The sequence below is a fragment of the Streptacidiphilus jeojiensis genome, assembly GCF_042510965.1.
In the GTDB taxonomy this organism is placed as follows: domain Bacteria; phylum Actinomycetota; class Actinomycetes; order Streptomycetales; family Streptomycetaceae; genus Streptacidiphilus; species Streptacidiphilus jeojiensis.
Window position 1 is genome coordinate 273,421 of record NZ_JBEUKS010000001.1, and the last position, 14,823, is coordinate 288,243.

The window sequence follows — 14,823 nt, forward strand, 5'->3', positions numbered from 1 at the left end:
GGGTGGGGAGTGCGGAACGGACCGAGCGATGGGCGAAGGGGTCAGCGCAGGAAGGCGGCGGCGACGCCGGCGTCGACGGGGATGTGCAGTCCGGTGGTGTGGGTGAGGTCGCCGCCGGTCAGTGCGAAGACCGCGTTGGCGACGTGTTCGGGCAGCACCTCGCGCTTGAGGATGGTGCGCTGGGCGTAGAACTCGCCCAGCTTGTCCTCGGCGATACCGTAGGTGGCGGCGCGCTGGGCGCCCCAGCCGGCGGCGAAGATGCCCGAGCCGCGGACCACCCCGTCGGGGTTGACCCCGTTGACCCGGATGCCGTGCTCGCCCAGTTCGGCGGCCAGCAGCCGGACCTGGTGGGCCTGGTCGGCCTTGGTGGCGGAGTAGGCGATGTTGTTGGGGCCGGCGAAGACCGCGTTCTTGGACGCGATGTAGACGATGTCCCCGCCCAGGCCCTGGTCGACCATGGTCCGGGCGGCCTCACGGGAGACCAGGAAGGAGCCGCGGGCCATGATGTCGTGCTGCAGGTCCCAGTCCCGGGCGGTGGTCTCCAGCAGCGGCTTGGAGATGGAGATGCCGGCGTTGTTGACCACCAGGTCCACGCCGCCGAAGGCCAGCGCGGCGTCCTTGAACGCCTCAGCGATCTGCTGCTCGTCGGTGACGTCCACGGTGACCGCCACGGCCTGGTCGGGGCCACCGAGTTCGTCGGCGACGGCCTGGGCGCTGTCGGTGTTCAGGTCGGCGACCACCACGCAGGCCCCCTCGGCGACCAGCCGGTGCGCGATCGCCCTGCCGATGCCGGAGCCCGCGCCGGTGACCAGCGCCACCCGGGTCGCCAGCGCCTTGGGCTCGGGCATCCGGGCCAGCTTGGCCTCCTCCAGGGCCCAGTACTCGATCCGGAACTTCTCCGACTCCTCGATCGGGGTGTAGCTGGACACCGCCTCGGCGCCGCGCATCACGTTGATCGCGTTGAGGTAGAACTCCCCGGCCACCCGGGCGGTCTGCTTGTCCTTGCCGAAGGAGAACATGCCCACCCCGGGGACCAGCACGATCGCCGGGTCGGCGCCGCGGATCGCCGGGGATTCGGCGGTGGCGTGCCGGTCGTAGTAGGCCTGGTAGTCGGCGCGGTACTCGGTGTGCAGCGTCCTCAGCCGCTCGACGACCTGGTCGAGCGGCGCGGTCGCGGGCAGGTCCAGGACCAGTGGGCGGACCTTGGTGCGCAGGAAGTGGTCCGGGCAGGAGGTGCCCAGCGCGGCCAGCCGCGGATGCTCGGCGCGGGCCAGGAAGTCCAGGACCGGGGCGCTGTCGGTGAAGTGGCCCACCTGCGGACGGTCGGTGGACGCCAGGCCGCGGATCAGCGGGGCCAGCGCGGCGGCGCGCTCGCGGCGCCCGGCCTCGGACAGCGGCCGGTGACCCTCGATCAGCGGTCCGAAGGGCTCGGGACGTCCGCGTTCGGCCAGGAAGGCCTCGGCGGTGCGGATGATGTGCAGCGAGTTGGCCTCGGCCGCCCCGCTGGTGTCGCCCCAGGCGGTGATGCCGTGGCCGCCGAGGACGCAGCCGACGGCCTGCGGGTTGGCGGCCTTGACCGCGGCGATGTCCAGGCCGAGCTGGAAGCCGGGGCGGCGCCAGGGCACCCAGGCCACGGTGTCGCCGAAGCACTCGGCGGTGAGCTTCTCGCCGTCCGCCGCGCAGGCCAGGGCGATGCCGGAGTCGGGGTGCAGGTGGTCGATGTGGGCGGCGTCGACCAGCCCGTGCATCGCCGTGTCGATGGACGGGGCCGCGCCGCCCCGGCCGTGCAGGCAGTAGTCGAACGCGGCGACCATCTCGTCCTCGCGCTCCGGTCCGGGGTAGACGCCGGTCAGTGCCCGCAGCCGGTCCAGCCGCAGGGCTGCCAGACCCGGCTCGGTGAGCGTGCCCAGGTCCCCGCCGGAGCCCTTGACCCACAGCAGTTCGACCTCGGCGCCGGTGGCCGGGTCGGTGGCGGTGCCCTTGGCGGAGGTGTTGCCCCCGGCGTAGTTGGTGTTGCGCGGGTCGGCGCCCAGCCGGTTGGAGCGGGCCAGCAACGCGGCGATTTCGGGATGGCTCGACATGGTGGCGGTCCTCTGTGCGGGAAAGGAGGGCGGACCTGTCCCGAAAACGCGGACAGGTTCCCGGGGTACGTCCGGGCGGGGGCGGACGGCGAGGGTCAGCGGCGGGCGGGGACGGGCCCGGACCGGGTAGGGCTAGGCCCCCCAGCCGGCCTGGGTGCCGCCGACCCGGTCGGCGACGATGCGCTGCTGCCAGCCGGTGGCGCGGTAGGCGGCCAGCGGGTCCGGGTCCAGGCCCTGCTCCTCGCGGACCTCGCGCAGCAGCGGGCGGACGTCGGTGTTGTAGGCGTCCATCAGCACGGCGTTGGCCCCGAGCACGTCGCCGGCGCTCTGGGCGGACCGCAGCGCGTCCAGGTCCACCAGCAGGGCCTTGGCCGTGGCCTCCTGAACGTTCATCACCGAGCGGATCACCGCCGGGATCTTGCCCTCGATGTTGTGGCACTGGTCGAGCATGAAGGCGACCTGCCTCCCGGGGGCGAAGCCGTCGTTCTTCGCCACCTCGTGCAGGATCCGGAACAGCTGGAACGGGTCCGCGGACCCGACCATCAGGTCGTCGTCGGCGTAGAAGCGGGAGTTGAAGTCGAAGGCGCCGAGCCGGTCCTCGCGCAGCAGGAAGGCGACGATGAACTCGATGTTGGTGCCCGGTGCGTGGTGGCCGGTGTCGACGACCACCTTGGCCTTGGGGCCCAGCTTGAGGCAGTGGGCGTAGGAGGTGCCCCAGTCCGGCACGTCGGTGTGGTAGAACGCGGGCTCGAACAGCTTGTACTCCAGGATCATCCGCTGCTCGTCGCCGAGCCGCGCGTACACCTCGGCCAGGGCCTCGGCCAGCCGGTCCTGACGGCCGGTGATGTCGTCCTGGCCCGGGTAGTTGGTGCCGTCGGCGAACCACAGCTTCAGGTCGCGGGAACCGGTGGCGTCCATGATGTCCACGCACTCCAGCAGGTGCTCCACCGCCTTGCGGCGCACCTTGGGGTCGGCGTGCGCGACGCTGCCCAGGCGGAAGTCGTCGTCCTGGAAGGTGTTGGAGTTGACCGCCCCCACCTGCAGCCCGCGCTCCCGGGCGAACGCGGCCAGGGCGGCGAAGTCGTCCACCCGGTCCCAGGGGATGTGCAGCGAGACGCGCGGCGCCACCCCGGTGGCGGCGTGCACCTGGGCGGCGTCCTCGATCTTCTCGTACGGGTCACGGGGCACGCCCTCCTGCGCGAACACCTTGAACCGCGTACCCGAGTTGCCGTAGCCCCAGGAGGGAGTCTCTATCTCCTGGGCCTTCAGCGCCGCCTTGACTGCGGACAGATCCGTCATGGGGTTCCCTGTCATCCTCTAATGAATCGTTTCACGCACGGGCAATCTAGCCCGGCCCGATCGGCCCGTCAAGAGAGGTCGGCCGCTCGGCCAGCGGGATGCAGGGCGTTGTCGGCAGCTCTGCGGAAAACGATTCAAAGCCCCGCATAGGGGCTGCGCCTCAGCCGGGACGGTTGCCGGTCATGTGGGCGAAGACGACGACGTTGCCGAGGTACTGCTGGCGCTTCTTGTCGAAGCCGGCGCCGCAGGTGATCAGGCGCAGTTCGGGGCGGGCCGCCGGGGCGTACACCTTGCGGTCGGGGAATCCGGTGGCCGCGTAGGCCTCGACGGCGTCGACGGTGAAGAAGGCGTCGACGTGGTCGGCGCGGTCGACCTCGATGGTGTTCCCCTTCTTGAGCGCGCCCAGTCCGTAGAAGACGGCGGGCCCCTGATGGGTGTCGACATGGCCGGCGATGATCGCGGTGCCGATGCTGCCGGGCGAGGTGCCCGCGCGGTACCAGCCGGCCAGGTTGCGGTCGGTCTCCGAGGGCGCGGCCAGTTGCCCGTCCGGCTCCAGGTAGAGCGCGGTGAGCGGGGCGTCGACCCCGATGGCCGGGATCCGCACCCGGGTCGGAACCGCCGGGGCCAGCACGGCCAGCGGCTGCGGGCCCGCGGAGGCGGGGTGCGAGGAGACGGCGGGCGCGGCGGTGGCCTGGTCCCCGGCCGCGAAGCCCTGGGCCGCGGTGGGCTGCGGCGGCGGGGTCGGCGTCCGCAGCCCGTGGGCGATGAGCAGTGCTCCCGCCAGTAGCGCGAGGGAGGCCGGGGTTCCGGTCAGGATCCGGCGCAGCCGCGGGGAGGTGCGGGGCCGGGTCGCCGGCGCTGCCGACGTCACCGGCCTGACAGGCTTCACTGGGTCGCTGCTTTCCTGAGCCACAGGCTCTACAGAAGCGCCGAGCGTGCCGTCGCGCCTGTTCTGCGGGCGACGGCACGAGCGCCCGGCCCCCCGGATCGACCCGCCCCCGAGCGGCGAATGCCCAGGCCAGCGGCCTGACCCGAGGTGAGTTGTCGGGTCGTCAGATTCCTGGCCGAACGGGTGAGCGAGGGATCCGCGGTTCCTGGGAAATCTCTGGGTACGCTCCCAGACACGTCCTGGACAGCGAGTGTTGGGCCGATGTTGCCTTTGAGCTAACTGTGTGAAGGCATGTTTCAAACTACGCTCATGTTCAGTTCTTGCCTGGCGTGCAAGGCGCTCAGGCAATCGTCTACTAGTTTGTAGACCGTGCGCCCATGGCCCCGATTCGCGCAGGGGCGCCCGAGTCGGCCTGGGTGCTTAAGAGCTATGCCTTGTCGGCGAAAATATGTCCTCCTTGCACCAGAAAGGCCCGTCGTACCTCATGGCCCCCCGCCTCTCCGTGGTCGTCCCGATCTACAACGTCGAGCTCTACCTGGAGGAGTGCCTGGCGTCCCTGGCCGCCCAGACCTTCGACGACTTCGAGGTCGTCATGGTGGACGACGGCTCCACGGACTCCAGCGCCGAGATCGCCGAGGCCTTCGCACAGCGCGACCCCCGCTTCCGCCTGGTCCAGCAGGAGAACAAGGGCCTGGGGCCGGCCCGCAACACCGGAAGCGCGGCCGTGGACCCCGACGCCGAGTTCCTGACCTTCGTGGACAGCGACGACATCGTCCCGCCCAAGGCCTACCAGCTGATGATCGAGACGCTGGAGCAGACCGGCTCGGACTTCGTGGCCGGCAATGTGCACCGCTTCCGGGCCGTGGGGTCGAGCCCGTCCTGGGTGCACCGCGCCCCGTTCGGCGCGACCCGGTTGCGGACCCACATCAGCAAGCACCCCTCTCTGGTCACTGACCGCACCGCGTGGAACAAGGTCTACCGGCGCAGCTTCTGGGACCGGCACGCCATGCAGTACCCCGGCATCCTCTACGAGGACGCCCCGGTCAGCGTGCCGCTGCACTATCTCGCCACGTCGGTCGACTGCCTGGCCGAGCCGGTCTACCTGTGGCGGATGCGCGAGGTCGGCTCCCGGTCGATCACCCAGAACAGCACCGACCCCAAGGGCCTGATCGACCGGGTCACCTCGATCAGCATGGTCCGCGACTTCCTCAAGACCCAGGCCCAGGCCGACCCTGAGTTCCACACCTATCTGCAGTCCTACGACCTCAACGTCCTGGTCGAGGAACTGGAGATGTTCTTCCGCTCGCTGGCGAAGGCCGACGACGTCTACCGGACCGCCTTCCTGGACCATGTCGGCCGCATCGTCGAGGACATCGAGCCCACCCTGCTGACCGAACTCCCCGAGGGCCTGCGGATCAAGTACTGGCTGACCGCCAAGCGCCGGATGGACGATCTGCTGGCCGTGCTGGCGTTCGAGGAGGTGTACCCGCGGGCCATCCCGACCCGCGGCACGCTGCGTCCCAAGGCGGACTACCCCGTCCTGAAGGACAGTCCGCCGCTGGACGAGGCGGTGGCCACCCTGGTCGCCGCGGTCGGCCTGCACGCCACCGTGGACGCGATCACCTGGGAGAACGGCCGGCTGAAGCTGGAGGGACACGCCTTCCAGAAGAACCTCGGCGCCGAGCACCGGTACGACTCGGTCCGCGCGCTGATACTGCGCCGGAAGAAGAGCCAGCGCACGCTGGTGCTGCCCACCCGCACGGTGCGGCGTCCCGACGTGACCGCCGAGAACCCCAACCTTCCGTTCCACCACGCCGACTGGTCCGGCTGGTCGGTCACCGTCGACCCGGAGCGCCTGAAGAAGCGCGGCGAATGGCAGGACGCCAGCTGGGCGGTGACGCTGGCCCAGTTCGGCGCAGGCCGTCCGCGCCGGACCCGGATCAAGGAGGGGCAGACCGGCTCCGGCCAGAGCCCCGCGCCGTTCTGGGTGAGCGAGGACGTACGGCTGATCCCCGAGATCACCGACCAGCACCTGGGCCTGCGGGTCGAGACCGTCAAGGCCCGGGTCACCTCGGCCGAGCCCGTCGGCGACCTGATCGAGCTCGGCGGCTCGCTGCGCGCCCAGCCGGGCATCGAGGACGGTGTCGTGCTCGTGCTGCGGCACACCGAGGACGGCAGCTCCCGCGTCGTGGACTACGTCCTGGAGCTGGGCGCGGCCACCGGCGACCAGGTCTCCTTCACCGTCCGGATCGACCCCGCCGACCTGGAGCGGGTCCAGCTGGAGCACTCCCGCAACCGGCCCAGCACCCAGGGCCGGGACAAGGAGCACTGGTCGGCCGACCTGGTCCATGCGGACGGCCACGTGGTGCCGGTCGTCCTGGACCTGGGGGCTGACAGTCCGTCATCGGTGCAGTTCCCGCTGGTGAAGGCGGGCGCGGAGGTGAAGCCCGGAGACCGGGCGCTGCTCTTCAAGGCCTCGCCGCGGGGTTATCTGCAGATCTGCGACCAGCGGGTGCAGCCGGTGGTGGAATCGGTCACCGTGCTGCCCGACCAGTCCGCGTTCCAGCTCCAGGGCAGCTACCCGGTCACCGGCACCCACACCTTCGACCTGGTCCTGCGCCACAAACGGCACACCCGCCGCCCGCAGACCCACCCCGCCCAGAGCGTCGACGGCACCTTCACCGCCCTGCTGCCCGCCTACCCCAACGACGTCCACAGCGGCGAACTGCCCCTGCGCGCCGGCGAATGGGAACTCCTCGGCCGCCTCGACACCGAAGCCACCGACGGACCCGACGCCGGCGAGATCAAACTGCACCTGGCCCCCCGCGCCCACACCACCGTCCCGCTCCAGGTCACCGCCCGCGGCAAGACCGTCACCCTGGCCCGCCGCTGGTACGACTGCCTGCTGCTGACCGCAGCCGACTCCCTGACCGGCGACGAAGCAGGCTCCTACCACCAACGCCGGCTACGCGAGGAGACCTACCCCGCCGCCCGCACCCAGCCCCTGCGCCCCACCGTCCTGTACACCAGCTACAACGGCGGCCCCTACGCCGACTCCCCCCGCGCCCTGCACCAAGAACTCCTCACCCGCGGCACCCCTCTGCAGCACCTGTGGGTCGTCGACGACCTCCAGGCCGACATCCCCCCCACCGCCACCCCCATCCGCCTGCACAGCCCCCAGTGGTACCAAGCCCTCGCCACCTCCCGCTACATCATCACCAACACCGAACTGCCCCCCTGGGTCCACCGCCGCCCCGGCCAGACCATCCTGCAGACCTGGCACGGCACCCCCGTCAAACGCATCGGCTTCGACTTCGACAACGACTGGTACGCCGACCCCGACCAACTCCACGACCTGGAACACGGCGCAGCCCAGTGGAACCTGCTGCTCTCCCCCAACCCCCCCAGCACCCCGGTCCTGCGCCGCGCCCTGCGCTACACCGGCACCGTGCTGGAGACCGGACTGCCGCGCACCGACCAGCTCCACGCCCCCGACCGCGACAAACGCGCCCAGGCCGTCCGTGAGCAACTGGGCCTGCCGCCGGGCAAGACCGTGGTGCTGTACGCGCCGACCTGGCGCGAGGACCAGCTCGGGTTCGACAACATCCTGCGCCTGAACCTGCAACTGGACCTGGCCGCCGCCAAGGCGGCGCTGTCCCAGGACCAGGTCCTGCTGGTGCGCCCGCACCCGCGCGTGGGCCAGATCGCCCCCGGCGCCGGCGACGGCTACCTGTGGGACGTCGCCGACTACCCCGACGCCCAGGACCTGCTCCTGGCCGCCGACATCCTGGTCACCGACTACAGCGCGCTGCTGCCCGACTGGGTCGGCACCGGCAAACCCGTCCTGCTGTTCGACTACGACCTGGAGCACTACCGCGACAACCTGCGCGGCTTCAGCTTCGACTACCAGAACCAGGCCCCCGGCCCCATCCTGCGCACCTCCACCGAACTCATCCACGCCCTCCAGGACATCCACGCCGCCACCCAACCCCACCAAGAGGCCTACACCGCCTACCAACAGGCCTACAGCCCCTGGGACGACGGCAAAGCCACCACCCGCGTCATCGACGCCCTCCTGGAAGACCAGGGCTAGGACAAGGGCTGATACCTGGATCCGCCTCCGGGGTGGGACGCTGGTGTCCTGCTCCGGAGGGGAGGCGGCATGGATGTCGTCGTCATGGCGGTCTTGGCGCTGTCGCTGTCGCAGTGGCCGGTGTTCTCACTGCTGCACCGGCGCCGGCTGCGGGCCTACCGGACGCTGGTGGAGCAGGCCCTGGCCGTGTCGGCGCAGGAGCGCCGGGTCTCGGCCGAGGAGCGGGAGCTGTTCCAGCAGACGATCAGCCGGCTGGAGGCCGTCCATGCGGACGGCCTCGCCGCCATCGAGGCGAAGTGGCTCGGGCACGCCCAGGCGATCGACGACGGCTACCGCGAGAGCGTTCAGCGGCTGCGGGTCACCCAGGCCGCCGCGCTGCTGAAGCTGCAACAGCGACTGCCCGCACCGCCGGCGCTGCGGCTGCACGGCGAGCAGCGGCCCTGAAATCATCGACCGCTGCGCCGTCAGCCCCAGAGTGCCTGGGCCAGGTCCCGGAATCCGGGGTCGGGCGACTCCCCCTCCGCGGTCAGCAGTTGCACGGCGACCTCGTCGGCGCCCGCGTCCAGGTGCGCGCGCAGTCCCTGGGCCACCTGCTCGGGGGTGCCGTGCACGGCCAGTGCGTCGATCAGCGCGTCGCTGCCGCCGTCGGCCAGGTCGGCGTCGCTCCAGCCGAGGCGGCGCAGGCTCGCGGTGTAGTTGACCAGGTGCAGGTAGGGGGACTCGACCCGGGGGCGGCCGATCGCCCGGGCCCGCTCCGGGTCAGAATCCAGCACCACCTTCTGCTCGGGGGCGAGCAGTGCGTCCTTGCCCATGATCTCCCGTGCCTGCCGGGTGTGTCCCGGGGTGACCAGGTAGGGGTGCGCGCCCCCGGCCCGGTCCGCGGCCAGCTTCAGCACCCGCGGGCCGAGCGCGGCCAGCACCCGTCGGTCCTGCGGGACCCCTTCGGCGTCCAGTTCGTCCAGGTAGGCGACCAGTGCCTCGTAGGGCTGGGTGTAGCGGTCGGTGTGCTCACGGTGGCCGGCGCCGATTCCGAGCAGGAACCGTCCGGGGTGGCGCTCCTCCAGCCGCCGGAAGGAGGCGGCGACCTTGTGGGCGTCGTCCTGCCAGATGTTGACGATCCCGGTGGCCAGGCCGATGGTTGTGGTCGCGTCCAGCAGCTGTTCGGCCGAGTCGAGGCTGCCGTCGGGCGATCCACCGATCCAGATGCGCCCGTAGCCCAGGCGTTCCAGCTCGACGGCCCGTTCCGGCGTCAGCCCGTTGGCGTGCCGCCACACGCCGACCGTGCCCCGTGCCACGCCTGCCGCTGTGCTCATGTCCCGCTCCTGTCGCCTGTTCCGATCCGGTGTCCGGCTTCTGGCGACAACCGCTGCCCGCACGGTCCCTGTTCCCGTGGAGCGACTCTTTACGTCGTACGGGTGGACTCCCCCAGGTCCGTCGGAAAGCCGAAGGCCGGGACCAGCGCCGGATCCCCGAAGGAGACCACCCCGATGATGCCGTCGGCTCGGACCGTGAGCACCGCGACTCCGTAGGCCCGGTGCTGCACCCCGTCCCCGTCGCGGCGGTAACCGACGGCGGCGGGCTGCCCGTTGGCGCTGGTCGGGAGCATCCGCCAGTCGCCGGGGACACCCAGGATCTGCCTGCTGAGGAAGGGCACGCAGGTGCTGCGTCCGGCGAACCAGGTCCGCAACGGCGTCGCCTCCAGCGTGGCCTCCTGGCAGAGGAGCTTCTCCAGCAGCAGGGTGTCGGCATTCTCGAATGCCGCGATGTACTGGTCGAGCAGCGCACGGGCCGCCGGTTCGGCGACCTCGGCGACCGACTCGGCCGCCACGTCCGACTGCCGCAGCCGGGCCCGTGCGCGTTGCAGCGTGCTCTTGACCGCCTCGGTGGTGGTGCCGAGCATCTCGGCGACCTCGGCCGCGGGGAAGGCCAGCACGTCCCGCAGGATCAGCACCGCCCGCTGCCTGCCGGGCAGGTACTGCCAGCTGGCGACCAGTGCCAGCCGTAGCGACTCCCGCTCGATGACGATGCTCTCGGGATCGTCGGGACCGGGCGCCACCAGCCCGTCGGGAAGCGGCTGCAGCCATGCGGTCCCCGGCTCCCCCGGCTGCGGGACGGTGTCCGGATCGGGCTCCGCAGCTCCGAGGCCGGACGGCAGGACCCGCCGGCTGTGGTGCTCCAACGCCGTCAGGCAGGCGTTGGTGGCGATGCGGTAGAGCCAGGTGCGCACCGAGGACCGGTGCTCGAACGCGGGATAGCCGCGCCAGGCACGGACGTAGGTCTCCTGCACCAGGTCCTCGGCGTCCTGGACCGACCCGAGCAGGCGGTAGCAGTGCGCCAGCAGCTCGCGCCGGAACGGCTCCGTCTCCCTGACGAATGTCGCATCGCCCGGCAATGCGGCTCCCTTCTCAGCAGCATCCGATGGGTCATCAGCGTCCCACGGTCGAACAGCGATCCGGCCTCACACCGTGCGGCCCAGGAACGCCGCCAGCCGGTCGGCCGGGACGGCATCGGCGGGAGCGGTCCGCTCGGGTCCGAACGGGGCTGCGCCGTCCGGTCCACGATAAGCCTCGGTGATCGTCTTCTGGGTCGTGGCGAGCAGTTCCTCCGCGAGTCCCGGATCCAGGTCGGTGGGCAGCCCGATCGCCCGGGCCAGGTCCCATCCGTGCGTGAACTGGTCCGTTTCGGCCATGCCCAGCACCTCGGCGCCGGAGAACTCGCCGAACGCAAGACGTACCGTCAGGTCGAGGACTCCGTCGGTCCCGAAGGCGGCGAGTGCGGCCCGGGCGCACTCGTCGTAGCTCGCCAGGAAGTCGCCGGCGGCGAAGTCCAGGTCGGCGCTCTCGACCCCGAGGCCGACGGACGCCGTCGCCCAGTGGGCCGAGCCGATGACATGGTTGATCACGGCGCGGACGTCCCATGAACTGCATGGCGTCGGGTCGCCCAGCTGATCGGGGCGGATCTGGGCCAGCACGGATCGGGTGCTGGCAAAGGCCCGGTCGAGTCGGTGGGTGTCAGGGTTCATGGGGTCGCCTCCGTCGGTTGTGGCTGGTGGGTTCCGTCCACATCTATGGAGACTCGCCGCGACCGGCAAAGGAATCGGGTTCCGGTGACGACGTCTGCTGCCGGCCGGACCGCGGGCCGCAGGGGCCTCCGCCTGCCCCGGGCGGAGGCCCCTGATCTCAGGCCGGGACCGCGACCAGGAAGTACTCGCGGCCCCCGGTGTCACGTACCCGCAGCGGTGTCCCCGGCAGGGAGCTGAAGACCGCCGCGGCGACCTGGTCCGGGTCGTCCTGGGCGCTGAGCGCCGGGCGCAGCGCGGCCCGGACCGCCGCCCTGGTCTCCGCGGACAGCGGGCGGGACCGCTTGGTGTCCCGGACCAGCTGCGCGAGTCCGGCCATCTGGATGTCCGACAGGTCCGCGGTCAGGCCCAGGGCGACGGCCCTGGCGGCTATGGTTGCCGTCAGCGCGGACCGGTTGAACGCGTGGCACACCTCGCTGGGGGTGTTGGGCGGCAGGAAGTGACGGGCGGTGCCGATGTCGGTCTTCAACGTGGCCTCCGTGATGGCTGAAGCGGCTTCTTCGCTCTCCATTGTCGCGCGAGGCACTGACAATCCGGCCTGGTCACAGCCCCGGGTGACGGCCCGTCGACGGCCCCGGGACGGGGGCCGGGAACCCCTGCCTCCGAGCGGGTCCTCTAGGGTGCAGGCATGATCACGCAGAACTATCTCTCCCGGCTGTTCTCGCTGGAGGGCAGCACCGCCCTGGTGACCGGTGGCAGTTCCGGCATCGGCCGGGCCGTGGCCGGTGCGCTGGCGCGGGCCGGCGCGTCCGTGGTGGTCGTCGCGCGCGGGGAGGCCGCGCTGGCGGCCACCGTCGAGGAACTGGTGGCGGACGGCTGCCGTGCGGCCTGGGTCAGTGCCGACCTGGGCACCCGCGAGGGCGTGCGGTCGGCGGCCGAGGAGGCGGTCCGGGCGTTCGGGGAGCCCGACATCCTGGTCAACTGCGCCGGGGTCAACCTGCGCCCGCCGATGGACGAGCTCGGCGAGGACGTGTGGGCCACCACGATGGCGGTGAACCTGGAGGCGCCGTTCCTGCTGGGTCAGCGGTTCGGGCCCGGGATGGCCCGGCGCGGCTTCGGCCGGATCATCCACGTCACCTCGCAGCAGGCCCATCGGGCCTTCGTGCAGAGCGGCGCCTACGGCGTCTCCAAGGGCGGCCTGGAGTCGCTGGCCCGATCCCAGGCCGAGGCCTGGTCGCCGTCCGGGGTCACCTGCAACACCCTGGTGCCGGGGTTCGTGATGACCCCGCTGAACGCACGGCTGGCCGACGATCCGGAGAAGGTCGCGGCCCTGGCCGCCCGCACCATGACCGGGCGCAACGGTCTGGCCGAGGACTTCGAGGGCGCGGCGGTGTTCCTGGCGAGCCGCGCCTCGGCCTATGTCACCGGCCAGTCGGTCTTCGTGGACGGCGGGCTGTCGGTGCACTGAGCCGGTGGCGCTACCCCGCCGACGCGTTCACCGTGCCGGAGTCGTTCCCACTGCTGGTCCCGGTCCCGGAGAAGGCCCCGGAGACCAGTCCGAGCACCAGGAACACCGCCACCAGCAGCTTGGCGCCGCCGGACAGCAGCAGCGGCCGGGTGGCCGAGCGGGACTGCGGCATCAGCCGGGAGTCGTCCCCGAACAGGCCCTTGGGATAGGCCGCGGTGAGCATGGTGACATAGGCGCTGAAACGCATGGCGTAGCGCGCGGTGGCCGCGGTGGCGCCGAAGACCGGCTCCGGCATCCGGCCCAGGACCAGGGTCACCAGCCAGATCAGGATGCTGACGGCGTAGAAGCCGGAGGTGACCAGGCCGCTCACGATGGCGCCGGGGATGAGCAGGACGATCCGGAACAGCACCGCCAGCCGGTTCAGCTCGCCCGGATGCAGCTCGACCTGGACCGGGTGCTCCGGGGCGGTGAAGGCGAACGGCGGATAGCGGTCCACCAGCAGCATGCCGTACGCGTACACCCGGGTCTGGTAGACCAGGAAGCCGGACAGGAACGCGGCGATCGGCTGGGGCAGCCGACCCAGCAGCAAGGCCGCGAACCAGCCGACCACCATCGCGACGAAGCCGGCGATGCCGAGGAGGAACAGCACCACGTACTGCGGGACCAGCAGCAGCAAACGCAGCAGCACGGTCCAGCGGCGCTGCCGGCCCGGGCCGGGGAGGTCCAGCTCCGGCAGGACCTCGCCGGACACCCCGGGGACCGGGGGTCCCGCCCAGCCGTAGTCAGCCATGGCCCGCTCCTTGGTCCTCGCCGGGAATCCGTCACACCAGCGTCCCCCGGTCGGGCCCCGCGCACCCGCGGCGGGGCCCGTTCGGCCCACAGGCACCGCTCATCTGCTGGGAACGGCCAGCAGCAGGGCGAAGCGTGCGGCCCGGTCGGTCCACCAGCGGCGGACCGTGAAGCCCGCGGCGGCCAGTTCCGCGGTGAGGGTCTCCCGGCGGAACTTGGTCGAGATCTCGGTGCGCAGGCTCTCCCCTGCCGCGAAGGTCACCGACAGGTCCACCGCCGGGATCTTGACGCGCTGTTCGCTGCGGGAGACCAGGTGCATCTCGATCCGCTCCGCGTCGGCGTTCCACACCGCGCGGTGCTCGAAGGCGTCCGGGTCGAAGTCGGCGTCCAGTTCCCGGTTAAGCACCTGCAGCACGTTCTTGTCGAACGCCTCGGTGACGCCCTGGCTGTCGTCGTAGGCGGCCACCAGCACCGCCGGGTCCTTCACCAGGTCCGCTCCGAGCAGCAGCACGTCGTCGGCGCTGAGGGCGCGGCGCAGCAGTGCGTAGAAGTCGGTGCGCTGGGCCGGGTCGAGGTTGCCGATGGTGCTGCCGAGGAAGGCGAGCAGCCGCGGTCCGGGTTCGTCGTGCAGGGCCAGGTCGTGTTCGAAGTCGGTGACGGCCGCGGTGACCCGCAGCGCCGGGTAGTCCCGGCACAGCGCCTCGCCCGCCTCCAGCAGGGCGGAGGCGCTGACGTCCAGCGGGGTGTAGCGCTGCAGGGTGCCCTGCGCGGTCAGCGCGTCCAGCAGCAGCCGGGTCTTGCGCGAGGAGCCCGAGCCCAGTTCGACCAGCGAGCCGGCCCGGGTGGTGGCGGCGATCTCGGGGGCCCGCTGGGCCAGGATCTCCTGCTCGGCCCGGGTGGGGTAGTACTCGGGCAGCTCGGTTATCTGCTCGAAGAGCTTGCTGCCGGGCTCGTCGTAGAACCACTTCGGCGGAAGCGTCTTCGGCTGTGCGGACAGGCCCTGCCGCGCGTCGGCGCGCAGGGTGCTGGCGAAGTAGTCCGAGGGCAGTCGCTGTTCGATGCTGAAGCGGTCGTTCACGGGCTTGTCCTTGCTGTGAGGGTGGCGCTGTGCCGAGTGGCGCCGCACGGGGCGCAGCGGATAGCTGCGCACCGCGTGCGGGGAGGCCAGGAGGAGGGTGTGGTCGG

12 protein-coding genes are annotated in these 14,823 nt (G+C 71.5%); 3 read left to right on the plus strand and 9 right to left on the minus strand.

Annotated features, from left to right (window positions below; all coding sequences use genetic code 11):
- Nucleotides 1-41: 41 nt before the first annotated feature.
- The 3 genes from ABUW04_RS01285 to ABUW04_RS01295 all read right to left on the minus strand — a co-directional run bounded on the left by ABUW04_RS01285 (nucleotide 42) and on the right by ABUW04_RS01295 (nucleotide 4,251).
- Entirely contained in the window at nucleotides 42-2,081 is a 2,040-nt protein-coding gene (locus tag ABUW04_RS01285; RefSeq protein WP_380561811.1) for a bifunctional aldolase/short-chain dehydrogenase, read from the minus strand.
- A gap of 132 nt (nucleotides 2,082-2,213) precedes the next feature.
- On the minus strand, nucleotides 2,214-3,380 hold the full coding sequence (gene rhaI, locus ABUW04_RS01290; protein ID WP_380561813.1) for an L-rhamnose isomerase: 1,167 nt from the start codon (nucleotides 3,378-3,380) through the stop codon (nucleotides 2,214-2,216).
- A gap of 160 nt (nucleotides 3,381-3,540) precedes the next feature.
- A complete protein-coding gene (locus tag ABUW04_RS01295) occupies nucleotides 3,541-4,251 on the minus strand; it encodes a class F sortase (protein ID WP_380561815.1) in 711 nt (236 codons plus the stop codon).
- 502 nt (nucleotides 4,252-4,753) lie between these two features.
- Here ABUW04_RS01295 and ABUW04_RS01300 point away from each other — a divergent pair.
- Both ABUW04_RS01300 and ABUW04_RS01305 read left to right on the plus strand, forming a co-directional pair.
- Nucleotides 4,754-8,362, plus strand: coding sequence for a bifunctional glycosyltransferase/CDP-glycerol:glycerophosphate glycerophosphotransferase (locus ABUW04_RS01300; protein WP_380561817.1), 3,609 nt, complete (start codon nucleotides 4,754-4,756; stop codon nucleotides 8,360-8,362).
- A gap of 69 nt (nucleotides 8,363-8,431) precedes the next feature.
- Nucleotides 8,432-8,806 (plus strand): hypothetical protein, encoded by a 375-nt coding sequence (locus ABUW04_RS01305; protein WP_380561819.1) that lies wholly within the window; start codon nucleotides 8,432-8,434, stop codon nucleotides 8,804-8,806.
- Nucleotides 8,807-8,826: 20 nt separating this feature from the next.
- On the opposite strand, the gene ABUW04_RS01310 is transcribed toward ABUW04_RS01305, so the two are convergent.
- From ABUW04_RS01310 to ABUW04_RS01325, 4 genes are all read right to left on the minus strand, one after another.
- On the minus strand, nucleotides 8,827-9,675 hold the full coding sequence (locus tag ABUW04_RS01310; protein ID WP_380561821.1) for an LLM class F420-dependent oxidoreductase: 849 nt from the start codon (nucleotides 9,673-9,675) through the stop codon (nucleotides 8,827-8,829).
- 89 nt (nucleotides 9,676-9,764) lie between these two features.
- The gene (locus ABUW04_RS01315) at nucleotides 9,765-10,814 is read right to left on the minus strand and encodes a sigma-70 family RNA polymerase sigma factor (protein WP_380563407.1); all 1,050 of its coding nucleotides are present in this window, start codon (nucleotides 10,812-10,814) and stop codon (nucleotides 9,765-9,767) included.
- Between the two features lie 6 nt (nucleotides 10,815-10,820).
- Nucleotides 10,821-11,384, minus strand: a complete 564-nt coding sequence (locus tag ABUW04_RS01320) for a TIGR03086 family metal-binding protein (protein WP_380561823.1) — start codon at nucleotides 11,382-11,384, stop codon at nucleotides 10,821-10,823.
- A 157-nt stretch (nucleotides 11,385-11,541) separates the two neighbouring features.
- Nucleotides 11,542-11,910, minus strand: a complete 369-nt coding sequence (locus ABUW04_RS01325) for a hypothetical protein (protein WP_380561825.1) — start codon at nucleotides 11,908-11,910, stop codon at nucleotides 11,542-11,544.
- Nucleotides 11,911-12,069: 159 nt separating this feature from the next.
- Between ABUW04_RS01325 and ABUW04_RS01330 the strand changes: the two genes are divergently transcribed.
- Complete coding sequence (locus ABUW04_RS01330) at nucleotides 12,070-12,849, plus strand: SDR family NAD(P)-dependent oxidoreductase (protein WP_030262554.1); 780 nt, start codon at nucleotides 12,070-12,072, stop codon at nucleotides 12,847-12,849.
- A 10-nt stretch (nucleotides 12,850-12,859) separates the two neighbouring features.
- Here ABUW04_RS01330 and ABUW04_RS01335 read toward each other — a convergent pair whose 3' ends face one another.
- Together ABUW04_RS01335 and egtD are read right to left on the minus strand one after the other, a co-directional pair.
- Entirely contained in the window at nucleotides 12,860-13,639 is a 780-nt protein-coding gene (locus ABUW04_RS01335; RefSeq protein WP_380561827.1) for a DUF4389 domain-containing protein, read from the minus strand.
- Between the two features lie 99 nt (nucleotides 13,640-13,738).
- The gene (gene egtD / locus ABUW04_RS01340; protein ID WP_030262561.1) at nucleotides 13,739-14,716 is read right to left on the minus strand and encodes an L-histidine N(alpha)-methyltransferase; all 978 of its coding nucleotides are present in this window, start codon (nucleotides 14,714-14,716) and stop codon (nucleotides 13,739-13,741) included.
- Between the last annotated feature and the right edge of the window lie 107 nt (nucleotides 14,717-14,823).